Source organism: Pseudomonas huaxiensis (assembly GCF_003231275.1).
In the GTDB taxonomy this organism is placed as follows: Bacteria; Pseudomonadota; Gammaproteobacteria; order Pseudomonadales; family Pseudomonadaceae; genus Aquipseudomonas; species Aquipseudomonas huaxiensis.
Genome location: NZ_QKVL01000006.1, coordinates 202,087 through 220,850, shown reverse-complemented (window position 1 = coordinate 220,850; position 18,764 = coordinate 202,087). Strand labels below are relative to the sequence as shown.

18 protein-coding genes are annotated in these 18,764 nt (G+C 60.8%); 5 read left to right on the top strand and 13 right to left on the bottom strand.

What is annotated here, in order from left to right; genetic code table 11:
- Nucleotides 1-177: 177 nt before the first annotated feature.
- The gene (gene rpsI / locus DM374_RS10225) at nt 178-570 is read right to left on the bottom strand and encodes a 30S ribosomal protein S9 (RefSeq protein WP_095154631.1); all 393 of its coding nucleotides are present in this window, start codon (nt 568-570) and stop codon (nt 178-180) included.
- 14 nt (nt 571-584) lie between these two features.
- Nucleotides 585-1,013 carry a 50S ribosomal protein L13 gene (gene rplM / locus DM374_RS10220; RefSeq protein ID WP_095154629.1) on the bottom strand — a complete coding sequence of 143 codons (429 nt, stop codon included), beginning with the start codon at nt 1,011-1,013 and terminating at the stop codon, nt 585-587.
- Nucleotides 1,014-1,504: 491 nt separating this feature from the next.
- Between rplM and DM374_RS10215 the strand changes: the two genes are divergently transcribed.
- Nucleotides 1,505-2,401, top strand: coding sequence for a GlxA family transcriptional regulator (locus DM374_RS10215; RefSeq protein ID WP_175652472.1), 897 nt, complete (start codon nt 1,505-1,507; stop codon nt 2,399-2,401).
- An 85-nt stretch (nt 2,402-2,486) separates the two neighbouring features.
- On the opposite strand, the gene zapE is transcribed toward DM374_RS10215, so the two are convergent.
- From zapE to DM374_RS10200, 3 genes are all read right to left on the bottom strand, one after another.
- Nucleotides 2,487-3,581 carry a cell division protein ZapE gene (gene zapE / locus DM374_RS10210; RefSeq protein ID WP_095154627.1) on the bottom strand — a complete coding sequence of 365 codons (1,095 nt, stop codon included), beginning with the start codon at nt 3,579-3,581 and terminating at the stop codon, nt 2,487-2,489.
- An 81-nt stretch (nt 3,582-3,662) separates the two neighbouring features.
- Nucleotides 3,663-5,012, bottom strand: a complete 1,350-nt coding sequence (locus DM374_RS10205; RefSeq protein ID WP_110969726.1) for a tryptophan--tRNA ligase — start codon at nt 5,010-5,012, stop codon at nt 3,663-3,665.
- Nucleotides 5,013-5,037: 25 nt separating this feature from the next.
- Nucleotides 5,038-5,673, bottom strand: a complete 636-nt coding sequence (locus DM374_RS10200) for an alpha/beta hydrolase (RefSeq protein ID WP_110969725.1) — start codon at nt 5,671-5,673, stop codon at nt 5,038-5,040.
- A gap of 141 nt (nt 5,674-5,814) precedes the next feature.
- Between DM374_RS10200 and DM374_RS10195 the strand changes: the two genes are divergently transcribed.
- Nucleotides 5,815-6,249 carry a YhcB family protein gene (locus DM374_RS10195; RefSeq protein WP_110969724.1) on the top strand — a complete coding sequence of 145 codons (435 nt, stop codon included), beginning with the start codon at nt 5,815-5,817 and terminating at the stop codon, nt 6,247-6,249.
- A gap of 65 nt (nt 6,250-6,314) precedes the next feature.
- On the opposite strand, the gene DM374_RS10190 is transcribed toward DM374_RS10195, so the two are convergent.
- Nucleotides 6,315-7,520, bottom strand: a complete 1,206-nt coding sequence (locus DM374_RS10190) for a methionine gamma-lyase (protein WP_110969723.1) — start codon at nt 7,518-7,520, stop codon at nt 6,315-6,317.
- Nucleotides 7,521-7,647: 127 nt separating this feature from the next.
- On the opposite strand from DM374_RS10190, the gene DM374_RS10185 reads away from it, so the two are divergent.
- Complete coding sequence (locus DM374_RS10185) at nt 7,648-8,127, top strand: Lrp/AsnC family transcriptional regulator (RefSeq protein WP_110969722.1); 480 nt, start codon at nt 7,648-7,650, stop codon at nt 8,125-8,127.
- Nucleotides 8,128-8,205: 78 nt separating this feature from the next.
- Here the strand turns inward: DM374_RS10185 and cysN are convergent, their stop codons facing one another.
- The 3 genes from cysN to DM374_RS10170 form a co-directional block, all read right to left on the bottom strand.
- Nucleotides 8,206-10,107, bottom strand: a complete 1,902-nt coding sequence (cysN, locus tag DM374_RS10180; RefSeq protein ID WP_095154613.1) for a sulfate adenylyltransferase subunit CysN — start codon at nt 10,105-10,107, stop codon at nt 8,206-8,208.
- Between the two features lie 15 nt (nt 10,108-10,122).
- Nucleotides 10,123-11,040, bottom strand: a complete 918-nt coding sequence (cysD, locus tag DM374_RS10175) for a sulfate adenylyltransferase subunit CysD (protein WP_095154611.1) — start codon at nt 11,038-11,040, stop codon at nt 10,123-10,125.
- A gap of 138 nt (nt 11,041-11,178) precedes the next feature.
- Entirely contained in the window at nt 11,179-11,937 is a 759-nt protein-coding gene (locus DM374_RS10170; RefSeq protein WP_110969721.1) for a Nif3-like dinuclear metal center hexameric protein, read from the bottom strand.
- A gap of 239 nt (nt 11,938-12,176) precedes the next feature.
- On the opposite strand from DM374_RS10170, the gene algW reads away from it, so the two are divergent.
- Nucleotides 12,177-13,334, top strand: a complete 1,158-nt coding sequence (gene algW / locus DM374_RS10165) for a Do family serine endopeptidase AlgW (protein WP_095154607.1) — start codon at nt 12,177-12,179, stop codon at nt 13,332-13,334.
- Nucleotides 13,335-13,539: 205 nt separating this feature from the next.
- On the opposite strand, the gene DM374_RS10160 is transcribed toward algW, so the two are convergent.
- From DM374_RS10160 to DM374_RS10145, 4 genes are all read right to left on the bottom strand, one after another.
- On the bottom strand, nt 13,540-14,304 hold the full coding sequence (locus DM374_RS10160) for an amino acid ABC transporter ATP-binding protein (RefSeq protein ID WP_095154605.1): 765 nt from the start codon (nt 14,302-14,304) through the stop codon (nt 13,540-13,542).
- A gap of 11 nt (nt 14,305-14,315) precedes the next feature.
- On the bottom strand, nt 14,316-15,413 hold the full coding sequence (locus tag DM374_RS10155; RefSeq protein WP_095154603.1) for an amino acid ABC transporter permease: 1,098 nt from the start codon (nt 15,411-15,413) through the stop codon (nt 14,316-14,318).
- 10 nt (nt 15,414-15,423) lie between these two features.
- Nucleotides 15,424-16,593 (bottom strand): amino acid ABC transporter permease, encoded by a 1,170-nt coding sequence (locus DM374_RS10150; protein WP_110969720.1) that lies wholly within the window; start codon nt 16,591-16,593, stop codon nt 15,424-15,426.
- Nucleotides 16,594-16,660: 67 nt separating this feature from the next.
- Nucleotides 16,661-17,689, bottom strand: coding sequence for an amino acid ABC transporter substrate-binding protein (locus DM374_RS10145; protein ID WP_110969719.1), 1,029 nt, complete (start codon nt 17,687-17,689; stop codon nt 16,661-16,663).
- Nucleotides 17,690-18,022: 333 nt separating this feature from the next.
- Here DM374_RS10145 and DM374_RS10140 point away from each other — a divergent pair, with 333 nt between their 5' ends.
- Nucleotides 18,023-18,679: an alpha/beta hydrolase gene (locus tag DM374_RS10140; protein ID WP_110969718.1), complete on the top strand. Its 657-nt coding sequence runs from the start codon at nt 18,023-18,025 to the stop codon at nt 18,677-18,679.
- The last annotated feature ends 85 nt before the right edge of the window (nt 18,680-18,764 follow it).

Genomic DNA, 18,764 nt, shown 5'->3' with positions numbered 1-18,764 from the left:
AAAGAAAAGACCCATGTCTGACAAGGTTATTACCCTGGCCAAAGGCCTGCATCCCGCGCTGGCCTTGACCTGCGTCTATGCGGCAAGTTGTCACACGGATGATCAACCCCCATTATTCAAGACATAAAAAAAGCCCGGTTCCACCTGGAACCGGGCTTTTTTTGAAACTCGGGCGAATTAACGCTTCGAGTACTGTGGACGCTTACGTGCTTTACGCAGACCCACTTTCTTACGCTCGACTTCACGAGCGTCGCGGGTAACGAAGCCAGCACGGCGCAGAGCGCCACGCAGGGACTCGTCGTAGTCCATCAGAGCGCGGGTGATACCGTGACGGATAGCACCGGCTTGACCGCTGACACCACCACCGATAACGGTGACGTAGATGTCGAACTTCTGGGTGGTTTCAGTCAGTTCCAGCGGCTGGCGAACGACCATGCGCGCGGTTTCACGACCGAAGAACACGTCCAGAGAACGGTTGTTGATGGAGATGTTGCCAGTGCCCGGACGCAGGAAAACGCGTGCGGTTGCAGTCTTGCGACGGCCAGTGCCGTAATTTTGAGTCGCCGACATAATGAACTATTCCGTTAAATCTTCAGTTCTTGGGGCTGCTGAGCAGTATGAGGGTGAGCAGCGCCCGCATAGACTTTCAGCTTACGGTACATGTCACGACCCAGCGGGTTCTTAGGCAGCATGCCTTTGACCGCGGTCTCGATCACACGCTCAGGGGCCTTGGCAATCAGCTTCTCGAAGCTGATTTCCTTGATGCCGCCCGGGAAACCGGAGTGGGAGTAGTACATTTTGTCCGAACTCTTGGCACCAGTAACACGTACCTGCTCGGCGTTGATTACGACGATGTAGTCGCCGGTGTCAACGTGAGGGGTGTATTCAGGTTTGTGCTTGCCACGCAGACGGCTCGCGATTTCAGTGGCCAGACGACCCAGGGTCTGACCAGCAGCATCAACGACGAACCACTCGCGTTTTACTGTTTCCGGTTTAGCAGTAAAAGTTTTCATTCTTTATAAGCCTCAGGGGCCGCCCTGCGAAAATAAGACGGCAAATCTTACTGAATAGTGCTTACTTTGACAAGGTCAAAGGCAGCCGCATACGAACGCTATCGGGGGCTCGGGTCAGCGCGTCCAATATACGGCAGGGATTCCGTTCGACGGCGGGGCATCACTTCCACCGAAGAAAGAGCAGCAGGATTATCCAGATTACCGGGGAAATATCAACCTGATTTTGCGGAAACCGTGCTCTGGCGGACGATTCCCAAGCCTTCGCCTGCGCTCGGGGCAATGTTTGAAGAACGTGTACACAACACCGGGACGCGAGACTGGACACAATCGCCAAAAAATAAGACGATCCAGCCGGTGATTGACCACTCTCCCCTATAAGAATAAAGAACATGATGTTTACCCAACCCAACGCGCCCCTGCGCCGCGTCAGCATCCTGGCCATCGACAAAGTCTTCGCTTCGACCCTGATGCAGGCCAAGGACTTCTTCCACCTGGCCAGCCTGCGCTATGCCAAGCAACTGGGCCTGAGTCTCCAGCCCATGTTCGAGACCCGCCTGGTGAGCCCTGACGGCGAGCCGGTCAACAGCTTCAGCGACGTCCAGGTGCCGGTCGACGGCGGCCTGGAAGAAGCCGACGTGATCATCCTTCCCGCCTTCTGGGAGGATTTCTCCTCGCTATGCGAGCGTTATCCCCAGATCCTGCCCTGGCTACGCGAGCAACATGCCCGTGGCGCGGTGCTCTGTGGCGAGGCCAGCGGTGTGTTCTGGCTGGCCGAGGCCGGCCTGCTGGACGGCAAGGAGGCGACCACCTACTGGCGCTTCTTCAACCAGTTCGCCGAGCGCTTCCCCAAGGTCCAGCTGAACCAGGACAAGCACCTGACCGACGCCGACAACCTCTATTGCGCCGCCGGCACCACATCGGCCTGCGACCTCTATATCTACCTGATCGAGCGATTCTGCGGCGCCAATGTCGCCCAGGCCGTTGCCCGCGACATCCTTTATGAAGTGCAACGCAACTACACGCCGGGCCGCATGGGCTTCGGCGGGCAGAAGTTGCATCAGGACGTGATCATCCTGCAGATCCAGCACTGGCTCGAAGAACACTTCGCCGACAAGTTCCGCTTTGAGGATGTGGCCCGCAACCACGGCATGAGCATCCGCAACTTCATGCGTCGCTTCCAGAGCGCCACGGGCGACAAACCGCTTCATTACCTGCAACGGCTGCGGATCGAAACGGCAAAAGGGTTGTTGTCCGGCACGCGCAAGAGCATCAAGACCATCAGTTACGAAGTCGGCTACGACGATGCCAGCTTCTTCGCACGACTCTTCAGGCAGCACACTGCGCTATCGCCGAATCAGTATCGGCAGCAGTTCATGCAGGAAGCTTGACGGCAGTTGAAAGCGGCAAGCGGCAAGCTACAAGAAGAGCACACGCTCGACTTGTCGCTTACCGCTTGTAGCTTGTAGCTGCTTTTCAGGGCTTGTGTGCACGAGCCAGGAATTCGTGGGATTGCATTTCCAGCAGGCGGCTCAGGGTGCGCTGGAATTCGAACGTCAGGCGTCCGCCGGTGTACAGGTCCTTCAATTCCACTTCCGCCGAGATGATCAGCTTGACGTTGCGGTCGTAGAATTCGTCGACCATGTTGATGAAGCGCCGCGCGATATCGTCGGTCGCCACACCCATCTGCTCCACACCGCTCAACAACACCGCATGGAAGATCTTGCCCAGCTCGATGTAGTCGTTCTGGCTGCGCGGGCCATCGCACAGTTCGCGGAATTCGAACCAGGCCACGTCGTCGCAGGTGCGCAGCGCGCGAATTTCGCGGTTTTCGATGATCAGCACATCGTTTTCCACTGCCTGGGTGCATTCCGGCGTCAGCGCACGGAAGCTCTTGCGCAGGCTTTCGTGGGCAGCTTCGTCCAGCGGGAAGTGGAACAGCTCGGCCTGTTCCAGGTGGCGCAGACGATAGTCCACGCCGCTGTCGACGTTGACGATCTCGGTGTTCTGCTTGATCAGGGCGATAGCCGGGAGGAAGCGCGCCCGCTGCAGGCCATCCTTGTACAGACCGTCCGGGACAATGTTGGAGGTAGCCACCAGGGTCACGCCGTTCTTGAACAGCTCTTCCATCAGCGTGCCAAGGATCATGGCGTCGGTGATGTCGGAGACGAAGAATTCATCGAAGCAGATCACCCGCGCTTCGTCGGAGAAACGCTTGGCAATCAGGGTCAGCGGGTTCTTCTCGCCCTTGAGCCCCTTCATTTCTTCGTGGACCCGCTTCATGAAGCGGTGGAAGTGCGTGCGGGACTTTTCCTTGAATGGCAGCGCTTCAAAGAAGGTATCGACCAGATAAGTCTTACCCCGGCCAACGCCACCCCAGAAGTACAAGCCCTTGACCGGCACCTGCTCCTTCTTGCCAAACAGTTTGCCGAACACGCCCGGCTTGCTGTTCTGCGCCGCGATCAGATCGTCGTACAGGCGCTGCAAATGGCGCACTGCCGTTTCCTGGGCCGCGTCATGGAAGAAATCGGGACGTTTCAGATCTGCTTGATATCGTTCTAGGGGCGTCATAATTCGTTAGCAAGGCAACAAAAGCGGGCCGTCACTGTAGCGACGGCCCCGGGTAATGGCAATCAGACTTCCGATAAGCCGTCAGTCCTGTTGAGGCGCCAGCGCCGCGCGCAGAGCTTCGATGGCGTTGTCACGAGCCGCGGCATCGTCGAACTGCGGGCCATCGGCCACGCACTCGCCTTCCAGCCACAGGCTGAAGCCCAGGCCATCTTCACGGACATCCAGCGTCTGACCTTGCTGCAGTTGCTTGGTCACGGCACCGGCGGTCTTGCCATCGGCGAAGCTGCGGGAAAGCAGCAGTTGCTCGCCATCAGCGCCCAGCAGGCGGAAGCGGAAGCTGCCGTCTTCATCACGGAAGCTGACGAAACGCGCGGCTTTCACGGCCTTCTTCTTCACTTCGGCCGGGCCCTGATCGAGGGCGCGGAACGAGCGCAGGCCCACCGCTTCACGCAGTTGTTCGAGGAACGGGGTCGCAACTTTGCGGGCTTTCTGCGCACCGGCCAGGAGAATGTCCTCCAGGTCCACCGGACGGGAAATCAATTGGTGGTAACGCTCGCGAGCTTCGCCTAGTTGGCCGTCCAGCAACTGGAACAGTTGCTGCTTGGCATCGCCCCAGCCCAGGCCCTGCAGCAGCTCGCCGCGGAAGGCGTCGGCCTGCGCTGGCGTGGAGAAGGCTTGATAGAGGGTGAACAGGTGCGAATTGTCCGGGTCCTTCGCCTCACCCGGTGCGCGGGAGTCGGTGACGATGCGGGAGATCGCGTCCTTCATGTCCTTCGCGCTGCTGAACAGCGGGATGGTGTTGTCGTAGCTCTTGGACATCTTGCGACCGTCCAGGCCCGGCAGGGTCGCCACGCTTTCCTCGATCGCCGCTTCCGGCAGGACGAAGAAGTCCTTGCCCTGGCCGAACAGGTGGTTGAAGCGCTGGCCGATATCCCGGGCCATTTCCACGTGCTGGATCTGGTCACGGCCCACCGGCACTTTGTGCGCGTTGAACATCAGGATGTCCGCAGCCATCAGCACCGGATAGCTGTACAGGCCCATGGTCACGCCGGCATCCGGGTCTTCGCCGTTTTCCAGGTTCTTGTCCACCGACGCCTTGTAGGCATGCGCGCGGTTGAGCAGGCCCTTGGCGGCGACACAGGTCAGCAGCCAGGTCAGCTCGGGAATCTCGGGAATGTCGGACTGGCGATAGAAGGTCACCTTCTCGGGGTCCAGGCCACCGGCCAGCCAGGTCGCGGCGATTTCCAGACGCGAGCGCTGAATGCGCTGCGGGTCATCGCATTTGATCAGGGCGTGGTAGTCAGCGAGGAAATAGAACGAGTCGGCACCCGGCTGCTGGCTGGCGAGAATCGCCGGGCGGATGGCACCGGCATAGTTGCCCAGGTGCGGGGTGCCGGTGGTGGTGATACCGGTGAGAATGCGCGTAGTCATGGGTTATCGCTTATTCAGGCTTGGCTCAGTTCGAAAGACGCGGCAGCACCAGATCCTTGAGGTCGGTCAGCTTGCCATGAAAAAAGTGTCCGCATTCTGCCACTTTCAGCAGCTCATGGGGACGCGGCAATGCAGCGGACCAGTCGTAGACGGCGCGAGGCTCGATCACTTCGTCGGCATCCGGCTGGATAACCGTCAGCGGGCACTGCAGCGGGAGTGGATAGGCGTCACCCAGGCGCATCACCGCAGGCGCGATCATGAACAACTGCTTCAACGCCGCACCTTCGGCCTCCAGACGGCCGCCGAGGGCAGCGGCGACGAAACCGCCGAAGGAGAAACCGAGCAGGGTCAACGACAAGTCCGGGTGTTTTTCCCGCAGCCAGGCGGCGGCGGCCTGAGCATCATCCACTTCACCGCTGCTCATGTCGTGGCTGCCCTCGCTGGCACCAACGCCACGGTAATTGAAACGCAGGGTAATCAGCCCGGCGTCACGCGCGGTACGCTGCAGCGTCGAAACCACCTTGTTCAGCATGGTTCCGCCCTGGACCGGATTGGGATGGCAGATCAGCACCGCCCCATGGGCGTCGGCCGCATCCTGATAAAGCGCTTCCAGTTGGCCGACCGGGCCGTCGATGAATACGGGGGTTTCGCGGGTAAGCAAGGAATTAAACTCCGTGACCCCGGCAAGGGTCGACTCGTCTAGCTGAATGATTCTGTTCTGAGATATTTGCGATGCTTCGCGGTATACAGCGCAGGTCCGAGCCGTTAACGTAAAGCAAAGCCGTTTATAGAGGAAGGACTCGTGGAACTCTCGCTCTTAGTTTGGTTGTTGCCGACCCTGGCCCTGGCAGTGGGCGTCGTCGTTGGTTTCCTGGTTGCCCGCCTTCTGCCCAATGCCGCACCGAGCAGCACCCAGCGGCAGTTGGACGATATCCAGGAACGCTTCGACAGCTACCAGAATGAAGTGGTGACCCACTTCAACAGCACCGCGGCTCTGGTCAAGAAACTCACCCAAAGCTACCAGGAAGTGCAGGATCACCTGGCCGATGGCGCCAACCGCCTGGCGCTGGATGAACTGACCCGCCAGCGTCTGCTGGCTGCCCTGCATTCCGACGCGCCACAAGGTCCGCGTGATCGCCTGACCCCGCCCAAGGACACCGAAGTCCCGCGTGACTACGCGCCCAAAGCGCCGAATACACCGGGCATGCTTGACGAGAGCTACGGCCTGAAACGCTGATCGAAAGATCCGCGACCAATGAAAAGGGGCGCCCTCAGTGGCGCCCCTTTTCATTGGTCTGTCGCTCAGGCCTTTCGACTGGAGGCCTTGAGCGCCTGACGAACATCCGCCAACAAGTCCTCGACATCCTCCAGCCCGACCGACAGCCGCACCAGCCCTTCGGAAATCCCGTAACGCGCCCGCTCCTCCGGCGTGTAGCTGGAATGGGTCATGCTCGCCGGATGCTGCGCCAGCGACTCGGCATCCCCCAGGCTGACCGCCCGGCTGAACAATTGCAGAGCATTCATGAAGCGGCGGCCAGCGGTGATACCACCCTTGAGTTCGAACGCCAACATGCCTCCCGGCAGCGCCATTTGCCGCTTCGCCAGGGCGTGCTGCGGGAAAGATGGCAAGCCGGGGTAATGCAGTAGCTCGACTTCTGGCTGTTGCTGGAGGAATTCGGCGACGGCCATTGCATTGGAGCAGTGGCGATCCATGCGCAAATTGAGGGTCTTCAGGCCACGCATCAGCAACGACGCATCGTGCGGCGAGAGCACCGCGCCGGTCATGTCCTTGAGCCCTTCCAGGCGGATGCGGTCCACCAGCGCCTTGCGCCCGACCACCAGTCCCGCAGTGATGTCGCCATGACCGCTGAGGTACTTTGTCGCCGAATGCACCACGAGGTCCGCGCCCAGCTCCAGCGGGCGTTGCAGGTAGGGCGTGCAATAAGTGTTGTCCACCACCAGTGTTGCGCCGTGGCGATGGGCGATCTTCGCGACACCGGCGATATCGGCCAGATGCATGTTGGGGTTGGCCGGCGACTCGAAATAGATCAGCCGCGTTGCTGGTGTGATGGCCGCCTCGACCGCATGCAGGTCGGCCATGTCGACATGCTTGAGCTTCACACCGAATTCACCGATGCCGTGGTGCAGAAAAGCGAAGGTGCAGCCATACAACGTACTGCCCAGCAACACTTCGTCGCCGGGGCGCAGCAGCGTCCACAAGGTGGCGGTAATGGCGCCCATGCCGGAGGCCAGGGCCAGGCCTGCCTCGCCACCTTCCAGCGACGCCATTCGCGCCTCCAGCAGCGCCAGGGTGGGGTTGGAGATACGGCTGTAGAAATGCCCGGCTTCTTCGCCGGCAAAACAGGCCGCGCCATATTCAACGGTGGGAAAAGCGAACGTGGCCGTCTGGTAGATCGGCGGCACCAGCGCCCCTCCGTGGGCCTGCGGGTCGTAGCCATGGTGAATGGCACGGGTAGCGAATCCTGGATTTCTGGTCGAGCCGCTCATGACAACAGCCTCTTGTGGTTTGTAATAAGCTTATGCCACCGACCGACTAATATTTTTCCAAATGTGACTACCGCTTTGGGGTATTGCAGGCATGAAAGCTCATGATTCCGTGAAGACGGGGCAAATTTTGCCCAACGCCATCGACCGTACCGACCGCGCCCTCCTCGCCGCCCTGCAGGACAACGCCCGACTGACCATTTCGGAATTGGCCGACAACGTCGCCCTGACCACCTCGCCCTGCTGGCGACGGGTCAAGCTGCTGGAGGAAGGCGGCTATATCACCGGTTACCAGGCGATTCTTTCGCCCAAGGCCCTGGGTTTCGGCGTCACCGCCTTCGTCAGTATCATGATGGACTCACACACCAAGGAGATGGCCCGCGCCTTCGAACAGCGGCTGATGGAAATCCCCGAAATCGTCGCCTGCCACAATATTTCCGGGCGCTATGACTTCCTGCTGGAAGTGCTGGCGCGGGACCTGGAGTCCTTCGGCGAATTCGCCCGCGAGGTATTGCAATCGTTACCAGGTGTTAAGGAAATCTACTCGAGCTTTTCCTATAAGGCAGTGAAGGAGAAGCGAGTGATCCCGGTATCGGAAAAGCACATCTGAGGCGCCCTCTCCATCGGGCACAAAAAAACCCGCGATGGTTTTCACCATCGCGGGTTTGTTGCTTTTCAGCTTCGACGCTTAGATCGCGCCACGCTCACGCAGCACATCCAGCACCTGCTTGACGCCCTCTTCCACGCTGGTGGATTGGGTGTCGATGACCAGGTCGGCGTTCAGCGGCACATCGTACGGGAAGCTTTCGCCCGGGATGTTGTCGCCACCGGCAGCGTACAGACCTTGCGGGTCACGCTCGCGGCAGGCTTGCGGGGACGCCTGGACGTAAACGGTAACCAGACGCTCCTTGCCGATCAGTGCCTTGGCCTGCTCGCGACCTTCGGCATCCGGTGCAACGAACGCGGCCAGGGTCAGCAGGCCGGCTTCGTTGAACTGACGCGCCACGTGAGCGGCACGACGCCAGTTCTCGGTGCGACCGGCGCGGTCCTGTGGCAGGCCCTTGTTCAGGTCATGGCGCAGGTTCTGGCCGTCGAGGACGTAGACCGCACGGCCCATGTCGAACAGCTTGCGCTCCACAGCATAGGCCAGGGTGCTCTTGCCAGCGCCGGACAGGCCGCTGAACAGCACGGTGGCCGGCTGCTGGCCAAAGCGCAGAGCGCGCTCTTCGGTCGCAACGTGAGCCAGCTTGCCATGCTGACCGGTGCTGCCGTGTGGCAGAACCGGAGGCGCGATGATCATGCCCGCACCGACGGTGCCGTTGGTCAGGCGATCAATGACGATGAACGCACCGGTGGTGCGGTTGCTGTCGTAACCGTCCAGGGCGATGGCGGTGTCGAGGCTGACCTTGACCCGGCCGATCTCGTTCAGTTGCAGTGCGCTGGCGGCGCCCTGCTCCAGGGTGTTCACATCGACCTTGTGGGTGATGCTGGCAACCGAGCCCGGCACATAGCTGGTGGCGCGCTTGATGTCGTATTTCTTGCCCGGCAACAGCGGCTCTTCGGACATCCACACCAGCATGGCGTCGAACTGGTCGGTCACCGGCGGTACGTTGTCGGCGTGAACCAGCAGGTCGCCACGGGAGATGTCGATCTCGTCTTCCATGGTCAGGGTGACGGCCTGGCCTGGGCCTGCGTTCTCCAGCTCACCTTCATAGGTGACGATGGATTTGACGCGGCTGCTCTTGCCCGACGGCAGCACGACCACGTCGTCACCCTTGTGCACCACGCCACTGGCGATGGTGCCGGCGAAGCCGCGGAAGTTCAGGTTCGGACGGTTGACGTACTGCACCGGGAAGCGCAGGTCGGTGAAGTTGCGGTCGGCGGCGACTTCAACGGTCTCGAGGATTTCCATCAGCGCGGGGCCGGTGTACCACGGCGAACGCTCGCTGCGGTTGACCACGTTATCGCCCTTGAGCGCGGACATCGGCACGAAGTGCAGGCTGCTCGGCTGGAGGTTGATGCCCTCGGCGAACTTCAGGTAGTCGGCCTTGATCGACTCGAAGACCTGCTCATCGAAGCCCTTGAGGTCCATCTTGTTGATGGCGACAACGATGTGCTTGATGCCCAGCAACGACGCGATGTAGCTGTGGCGGCGGGTCTGGGTCTGCACGCCGTAACGGGCATCGACCAGGATGATCGCCAGGTCACAGGTGGATGCACCGGTGGCCATGTTGCGGGTGTACTGCTCATGGCCGGGGGTGTCGGCGATGATGAACTTGCGCTTGGCGGTGGAGAAATAGCGGTAGGCCACATCGATGGTGATGCCCTGCTCACGCTCGGCCTGCAGGCCGTCGACCAGCAACGCCAGGTCGATGTCTTCGCCAGTGGTGCCGACTTTCTTCGAATCGCGGGTGATGGCCTCGAGGTGGTCCTCGTAGATCATCTTGGAGTCGTGCAGCAGGCGCCCGATCAGGGTGCTCTTGCCATCGTCGACGTTGCCGCAGGTGAGGAAACGCAGCAGTTCCTTGCGCTCGTGCTGGGCCAGGTAGGCGAGGATGTCCTCGCTGATCAGATCAGATTGGTGCGACATGGAGTAACCCTGAAATTAGAAGTAGCCTTGGCGTTTCTTGTCTTCCATGGAACCGGCGCCATCGTGGTCGATGACACGGCCCTGGCGTTCGGACGTCCTGGTCAGGAGCATTTCCTGAATGATGTCCGTCAGGGTCTCGGCCTCCGACTCGACGGCGCCCGTCAGCGGGTAGCAGCCGAGGGTACGGAAACGCACCTTCTTCTTGACGATACGGGCCTTTTCCTCGTCGCTGAGGTGCTCGAGGATGCGATCGTCGTCGATCATGATCAGGGTGCCGTTCTTCTCGATGACTTCACGCTCGGCGGCGAAGTACAGCGGGACGATCGGGATGCCTTCGAGGTAGATGTACTGCCAGATGTCCAGCTCGGTCCAGTTGGACAGCGGGAAGACGCGAATCGACTCGCCCTTGTTGACCTTGCCGTTGTAGACGTTCCACAGCTCGGGACGCTGGTTCTTCGGGTCCCAGCGGTGCTTGCTGTCACGGAAGGAGTAGACACGCTCCTTGGCGCGGGACTTCTCTTCGTCGCGGCGCGCGCCACCGAAGGCGGCGTCGAAACCATGCTTGTCCAGCGCCTGTTTCAGGCCCTGGGTCTTCATGATATCAGTGTGCTTGGAGCTGCCATGGGTGAACGGGTTGATGCCCTGCGCCACACCTTCCGGGTTGACGTGGGTGATCAGTTCAAGGCCCATTTCCTCGACCATCTTGTCGCGGAAGCTGTACATCTCCTGGAATTTCCACTGGGTGTCGACATGCATCACTGGAAACGGCAGCTTGCCAGGGAAGAAGGCCTTGCGTGCCAGATGCAGCATCACGGCCGAATCCTTGCCAATGGAATACAGCATCACCGGGTTATCGAACTCGGCGGCCACCTCACGAATGATGTGGATGCTTTCCGCCTCCAACTGTTTCAAATGCGTCAGTTTGTCGACCATGGCTACTCACGGGAAAACGATCTTATGGACGGCCAAGCGGGCCGTGTTCGAGCGGGCAACTTTATCACAGCGCCCGATTCTATTTAGGAAGCCGGCTAGAACGAAACAGTATATGGATATGCCCTGTCGTTTTAGGATTCAGACCGGATTGGGGCAATCGATGAACAGATGCTCCAGGGCAAAACGCCGCGCCAGATAGTCACCCAGCGCCTGCACACCGTAGCGTTCGGTGGCGTGGTGACCGGCGGCGATGAAGCTGACGCCGTTTTCCCGGGCACTGTGGAATGTCTGCTCGGAGGCTTCGCCACTGATGAACAGGTCGACGCCGGCGGCGATCGCCTGGTCGATATAGCCCTGGCCGCCGCCGGTGCACCAGCCGACCCGGCGAATAATCCCCTCACCTTCGATCAGCAACGGCTCGCGGCCCATCACTTCATTGACGCGGCGTGCGAAATCCCGCGCCGACACGGGTTCGGCCAGTGAACCGACCAGTCCCACCACCCGCGGGTTGTTCGGGTCCAGCGGACCTTCCACGGTAATGTCCAGTTGCCGCGCCAGTTGCACGTTGTTACCCACTTCGGGGTGAACGTCCAGCGGCAAGTGGTACGACAGCAGGCTCAGGTCGTTCTTCAGCAGGGTTTTCAGGCGCCGCTGCTTCATGCCGGTGATGCAGGGGTTCTCGCCCTTCCAGAAGTAACCGTGGTGCACCAACACCAGATCAGCCCCGGCTTCTACGGCGGCATCCAGCAGTGCCTGGCTGGCGGTCACGCCGCTGACGATCCGGGTGACCTGCGGGCGGCCTTCGACCTGCAGGCCGTTGGGGCAGTAATCCTGGATTTTCGCGCTACCGAGGTAGCGGTCGGCTTCCTCGATCAGGGTAGTCAGGGCAACAGCCATGGAAAGAGTCCTCAATTCAGCAGTTCAGCGCGGCGCAAGGCCCCGTATAATGCCCGCCATTATGGGCCGTCGACTGTGTTGGGGAAACCGGCGGCAACAACCTGGGGGCATCTGGCCAACGTCGTCACACGCCGGATGATTTAGCTATTCCTGCACAGGTCTTGCCGAAGTATGATCGCGCGCGTTCATCACTTCCCCACTGCGTCATCGGCTCGGGCCAACCCTCCAGGATCCATTCAATGTTCAAGGCTTTGCGTTACTTTGGCTGGCCACTGTTTACCGGCGTGCTGATCGCGCTGCTGGTCATCCAGCGTTTTCCCCAATGGGTCGGCCTGCCCAGCCAGGACGTCAACCTGCAACAAGCGCCGCAGACCACCAGCATCGTCCAGGGCCCGGTGTCCTACGCCGATGCGGTCAGCCACGCGGCGCCCGCGGTGGCCAACCTGTACACCACCAAAGTGGTCAACAAGTCCGCCCACCCGCTGTTCGAAGATCCGCAATTCCGTCGATTCTTCGGTGACAATCTGCCCAAGCAGCGGCGCTGGGAGTCGAGCCTGGGTTCGGCAGTGATCATGAGCCCGGAAGGCTACCTGCTGACCAACAACCACGTGACCGCCGGCGCCGACCAGATCGTGGTGGCGCTCAAGGATGGCCGCGAAACGCTGGCCCGGGTCATCGGCAGCGACCCGGAAACCGACCTTGCGGTCCTCAAGATCGACCTGAAGAACCTGCCGGCCATCACCATCGGCCGCTCTGACAATATCCACATCGGCGATGTTGCCCTGGCCATCGGCAACCCGTTCGGGGTCGGCCAGACCGTCACCATGGGCATCATCAGCGCCACCGGGCGCAATCAGTTGGGCCTGAACAACTACGAAGACTTCATCCAGACCGACGCGGCGATCAACCCCGGCAACTCCGGCGGCGCGCTGGTGGACGCCAGCGGCAACCTGACCGGTATCAACACGGCGATCTTCTCCAAATCCGGCGGCTCGCAAGGGATCGGCTTCGCCATTCCGACCAAGCTGGCGCTGGAGGTGATGAAGTCGATCATCGAGCATGGCCAGGTGATTCGTGGCTGGCTGGGTATCGAGGTTCAGCCGCTGAGCCAGGAACTCGCCGAGTCGTTCGGCATGCAGGGCCGGCCTGGCATCGTGGTGGCGGGGATTTTCCGCGATGGCCCGGCACAGAAAGCCGGTCTGCAACTGGGTGACGTGATCCTCAGCATCAATGGCGAACCGGCCGGCGATGGCCGCCGCTCGATGAACCAGGTGGCGCGGATCAAGCCCAATGAAAAGGTTGCGATCGAAGTGGTGCGCAATGGCAAGCCGCTGAAACTGGTTGCCGAGGTAGGTCTGCGACCGCCGCCAGCGCCGGCGGTGCAGGAAGAGAACTGATTTCGGGGCCGCTTGCGGCTAATGCCATTCAATTAGCGTTTCAGCGCCTATATTGGGGCTGCTCTGCAGCCCTTCGCGAGCAAGCTCGCTCCCACAACTTGCACCTTGGCGAGGATCCTGTGGGAGCGAGCTTGCTCGCGAAGGGCCGCAAAGCGGCCCTAATTGATTTAACTGACTGACATTAGAAGCTTGCGGCCCCTTTTCATTAGTGCAGGATCTGGCTCAGGAACAACTTGGTCCGCTCGTTCTGCGGCCGGTCGAAGAAGTCATCCGGCGCGGCCTGCTCGACGATTTCCCCCTTGTCCATGAAGATCACCCGGTTCGCCACGGTACGGGCGAAGCCCATTTCGTGGGTCACGCAGAGCATGGTCATGCCGTCTTCCGCCAGGCCGACCATGGTATCCAGCACTTCCTTGACCATTTCCGGATCGAGTGCCGAGGTTGGCTCGTCGAACAGCATGATCTTCGGCTTCATGCACAGCGCCCGGGCAATCGCCACACGCTGCTGCTGACCACCGGACAACTGGCCGGGAAACTTGTTGGCCTGCTCCGGAATCCGCACCCGCTCCAGATAGTGCATGGCGATTTCCTCGGCCTTGCGCTTGGGCATCTTGCGCACCCACATCGGCGCTAGGGTGCAGTTCTGCAGGATGGTCAGGTGCGGGAACAGGTTGAAATGCTGGAACACCATGCCGACTTCACGGCGGATCGCCTCGATCTGCTTGAGGTCATTGGTCAGCTCAACGCCATCGACCACGATGCGGCCCTGCTGGTGTTCTTCCAGACGGTTGAGGCAGCGGATGGTGGTGGACTTGCCCGAACCCGAAGGCCCGCACAGCACGATGCGCTCGCCCTGGCGCACATTCAGGTTGATGTCCTTGAGCACGTGGAACTGGCCGTACCACTTGTTCACGCCCTGCATCTGAATAATGCCTTCAGGGCCCACAGGCTGTTTGATCGCTTCGCTCATCAAAATCTCTCCTAACGCTTGTGGCCTGTGTCCAGCTTGCGCTCCAGATGCATGGAGTAGCGGGACATACCGAAACAGAAAATCCAGAACACCAGGGCCGCGAACACGTAGCCCTCGGTCGCCATGCCCAGCCAGGCCGGGTCGGCGGCCGCCTGCTTGACGCTGTTGAGCAGGTCGAACAGGCCGATGATGATCACCAGACTGGTGTCCTTGAACAGGGCAATGAAGGTGTTGACGATGCCGGGAATCACCAGCTTCAGCGCTTGGGGCAGGATCACCAGGCCCATCGAGCGCCAGTAGCCCAGGCCCATGGCCGCGGCGGCTTCGTACTGACCCTTGGGAATGGCCTGCAGACCACCGCGCACCACCTCGGCGATGTACGCCGACTGGAACAGGATGACGCCGATCATCGCCCGCAGCAGCTTGTCGAAGCTCATGCCTTCAGGCAGGAACAGCGGCAGCATCACCGAAGACATGAACAGCACGGTGATCAGCGGCACGCCACGCCAGAACTCGATGAAGGTCACGCAGACCACTTTCACCGCCGGCATTTTCGAGCGCCGGCCCAAGGCCAGAAGGATACCCAGCGGCAAGGCGCCGACGATGCCCACGGTGGCGATGACCAGGGTCAGCATCAGGCCGCCCCATTGGCTGGTCGGTACCGTGGCAAGACCCAGGGTGCCGCCGTGCAGCAGGGTGTAGGCAACGATCGGGTACGCAACGAGGAAGCACAGGCCGTAGATCGTCTTGCGCGGGAAGCGCGAGATGAACAACGGCGCCGCGCCAATCACTGCCAGCCAGACCGTCAGGTCGACCCGCCAGCGCAGCTCGGTAGGGTAATAGCCGTACATGAACTGGCCGAAGCGCTGCTGGATGAACACCCAGCAGGCGCCCTCCTTGGTGCAGTCGGCGCGGGTGGTGCCGACCCAGTTGGCATCGAAGATCGACCACTGCAGCAGCGGCGGCACGATCAGCCAGACCAGATAGATGGCGAACAGCGTCAACAGGGTGTTCATCCAGCTGGAGAACAGGTTGGCGCGCATCCAGGCGAGTACGCCGACGGTTTTCACCGGTGGCGGCATATCGGGTTTGAAAACATGGGAAGTCATGCGCGTCTCCTTACCGCTCGATCAGCGCGATGCGCTTGTTGTACCAGTTCATCAACAGCGAAATGCTGATGCTGATGGCCAGGTAAACGCTCATGGTGATGGCAATGACCTCGATGGCCTGGCCGGTCTGGTTGAGCACGGTGCCGGCGAACAGCGAAACCATTTCCGGGTAACCGATACCGGCGGCCAGCGAGGAGTTCTTCGCCAGGTTCAGGTATTGGCTGGTCAGCGGCGGAATGATTACCCGCAGCGCCTGGGGAATGATCACCTTGCGCAGGGTCGGGCCCTCACGCAGACCCAGCGAACGGGCCGCCTCGGTCTGGCCGTGGCTCACCGAACGGATGCCGGAGCGCACGATTTCGGCGATGAACGCCGCGGTGTAGATGGTCAGTGCCAGGGTCAGCGCCAGCAGCTCGGGGATCAGTACCCAGCCACCGGTGAAGTTGAATCCTTTCAATTGCGGCAGTTCCCAGCTCAGCGGGTTGCCGAACAACAGCACGCTCAGCCCCGGGATCACCAGCAACAGGGCCAGTCCGGCCCAGAACTTGTGGAATGGCACGCCGGTCGCTTCGAAACGCCGGTTGGCCCAGCGCACCATCAGCACCACGGCGACGATTGCCACCACCAGGCAGATCACGAACGGCCAGAAGCCATCGGCCAGCGAAGCCCCGGGCATGTTCAGCCCACGGTTGCTGATGAAGAAGGTGTCGTTGAGGTTGATGCTGCCCCGCGGTCCCGGCAGGGTCAGGAACACCGCGAAGTACCAGAAGAGAATCTGCAGCAGCGGCGGGATGTTACGGAAAGTCTCGACATACACCGTGGCCAGCTTGTTGATCATCCAGTTCGGTGACAGTCGTGCCACGCCGATGATGAACCCCAGCAGGGTCGCCAGGATGATGCCGATGACGGTCACCAGCAGGGTGTTGAGCAGGCCGATGACGAAGACCCGGGCGTACGTGTCGGATTCCGTGTACGGAATGAGGTGCTGGGCGATGCCGAAGCCGGCACTGCGCTCAAGGAAGTCGAAGCCCGAGGTGATGCCCCGGTGTTGCAGGTTGGTCTGGGTGTTGTGGAACAGGTACCAGCCCAGACCGACCACCACGACAATGGTGAGGATCTGGAACAGCCACGCACGCACACGTGGGTCGTTCAGGGACAAGCCCTTGGGTGGATTTTGCATGAAAAGCCCCGAAGAGAAGGAACGTAACGGCCCGCGGCGGCAACCTCGCCGCCGCGGGCCGACCCAATCAGCGCACCGGTGGCGCGTACTGGATGCCGCCGTTGTTCCACAGGGCGTTCAGACCGCGGTCGATCTGCAGCGGGGTAGCCTTGCCGAGGTTCTTCTCGAACACTTCGCCGTAGTTACCCACTTGCTTGACGATTTGCACCACCCAGTCCTTCGGCAGTTTCAGGTCCTTGCCGTATTCGCCGTCGGCGCCGAGCATGCGCGCCACGTCAGGGTTCTTGGTGGCTTTGGCTTCCGCCTCGACGTTTTTCGAGGTAATGCCCATTTCTTCGGCATTGAGCATGGCGAAGAGGGTCCACTTGACGATGCTGAACCACTCCTCGTCACCCTTGCGCACCACCGGGCCCAGCGGCTCCTTGGAGATGGTTTCCGGCAGAACCACGTAGTCGGTCGGCGCGGCCAGCTTGGAACGCTGTGCGTAGAGTTGCGACTTGTCGGAGGTCAGCACGTCGCAACGACCGGATTCCAGCGACTTGGCGCTTTCATCGGAGGTGTCGAAGGTGATCGGGGTGTATTTCAGACCGTTGGCGCGGAAGTAGTCGGAGACGTTCAGCTCGGTGGTGGTACCGGCCTGGATGCAGATGGTGGCACCGTCCAGTTCCTTGGCGCTGGAAACGCCGAGCTTCTTGTTCACCAGGAAGCCGATGCCGTCGTAGTAGGTGACGCCGGCGAACACCAGGCCCATGCCGGAGTCACGCGAGCTGGTCCAGGTGGTGTTGCGCGACAGCACATCGACTTCGCCGGACTGCAGCGCGGTGAAGCGCTCCTTGGCGTTGAGCTGGCTGAACTTGACCTTGGTCGCGTCACCGAATACCGCCGCAGCTACTGCGCGGCAGACGTCGGCGTCGATCCCGACGATGGTGCCTTTGGCGTCCGGCACCGAGAAGCCCGGCAGACCGTCACTCACGCCACACTGCACGAAACCTTTCTTCTGCACCGCATCCAGGGTCGCACCCGCGTGGGCGAAGGAGCTCAGGCCCAGCGCAGCGGCAGCCGTCATGACTGCCAGGGTGGATTTCAACATCTTCATTCAAACCTCCAGATCGCTCTTGTTGTGTGAGCCGGTTTTGCACCGCACCCTTATGAGGCGCATCCGACCCGTTTCGGCTTGTTATTGGGTCAATTGGCGCAATACGCTGTTCTGTGACAGCCTTGGGTTACCCATGAGGGGTGTTACCGTAGAAACATTTAGCCTCACGTCGAAGGTGAATTTGCAAAGCGCGTACCAGATCACTCGGCTAAAGCGATTCAGTCTCTAAAAACGTACAAAGTTGCAGCAATGCGACACTTTCTTCCGTATTGCCCCCTCGTGCCTTTTTTTCATGCACCTCATTGAGATCGCGTGCACTTTTTTGGAGCAGTCATGACCAAACCCTTGATTCTCGAACCCCAGAAAACTGCGGACGCTTGTGTGATCTGGTTGCACGGCCTGGGCGCCGACCGCTACGACTTCATGCCAGTAGCCGAAGCCCTGCAGGAGCATTTGCTCAGCACACGTTTCGTAATGCCCCAGGCGCCGAGTCGCCCGGTGACGATCAATGGTGGTTATGAAATGCCCAGTTGGTACGACATCAAGGCCATGAGCCCGGCCCGGGCGATCGACGAGGCGCAACTGGAAGAATCCGCCGCCCACGTCATCGAACTGATCGAAGAACAACGCGGCGCCGGCATCCACGCCAGCCGCATCATCCTGGCCGGTTTTTCCCAGGGCGGCGCAGTGGTGCTGCACACCGCTTATATAAAGTGGCAAGAAGCGCTCGGCGGGGTGATGGCCCTGTCCACCTACGCGCCGACCTTCAAGGACGACCTTCAGCTCAGCGCCAGCCAGCAACGCATCCCCGCGCTGTGCCTGCACGGCGTCTACGATCCGGTAGTACTGCCGGCCATGGGCCGTACGGCCTTCGAGTACCTGAAAAAATGGGGCGTCAGCGCCCAATGGCAGGAATACCCGATGGAACACGCGGTGCTGCCGGAGGAAATCAACGACATTGGCGCCTGGCTGACAGAGCGCTTGCGCTGACGGTCGCATTCCCTGTAGTTGTCAGTGCAATCCGCTACGCCGAGCCCGAATCTTGCATTACACTGCCCGGCGTACATTCCTTAAT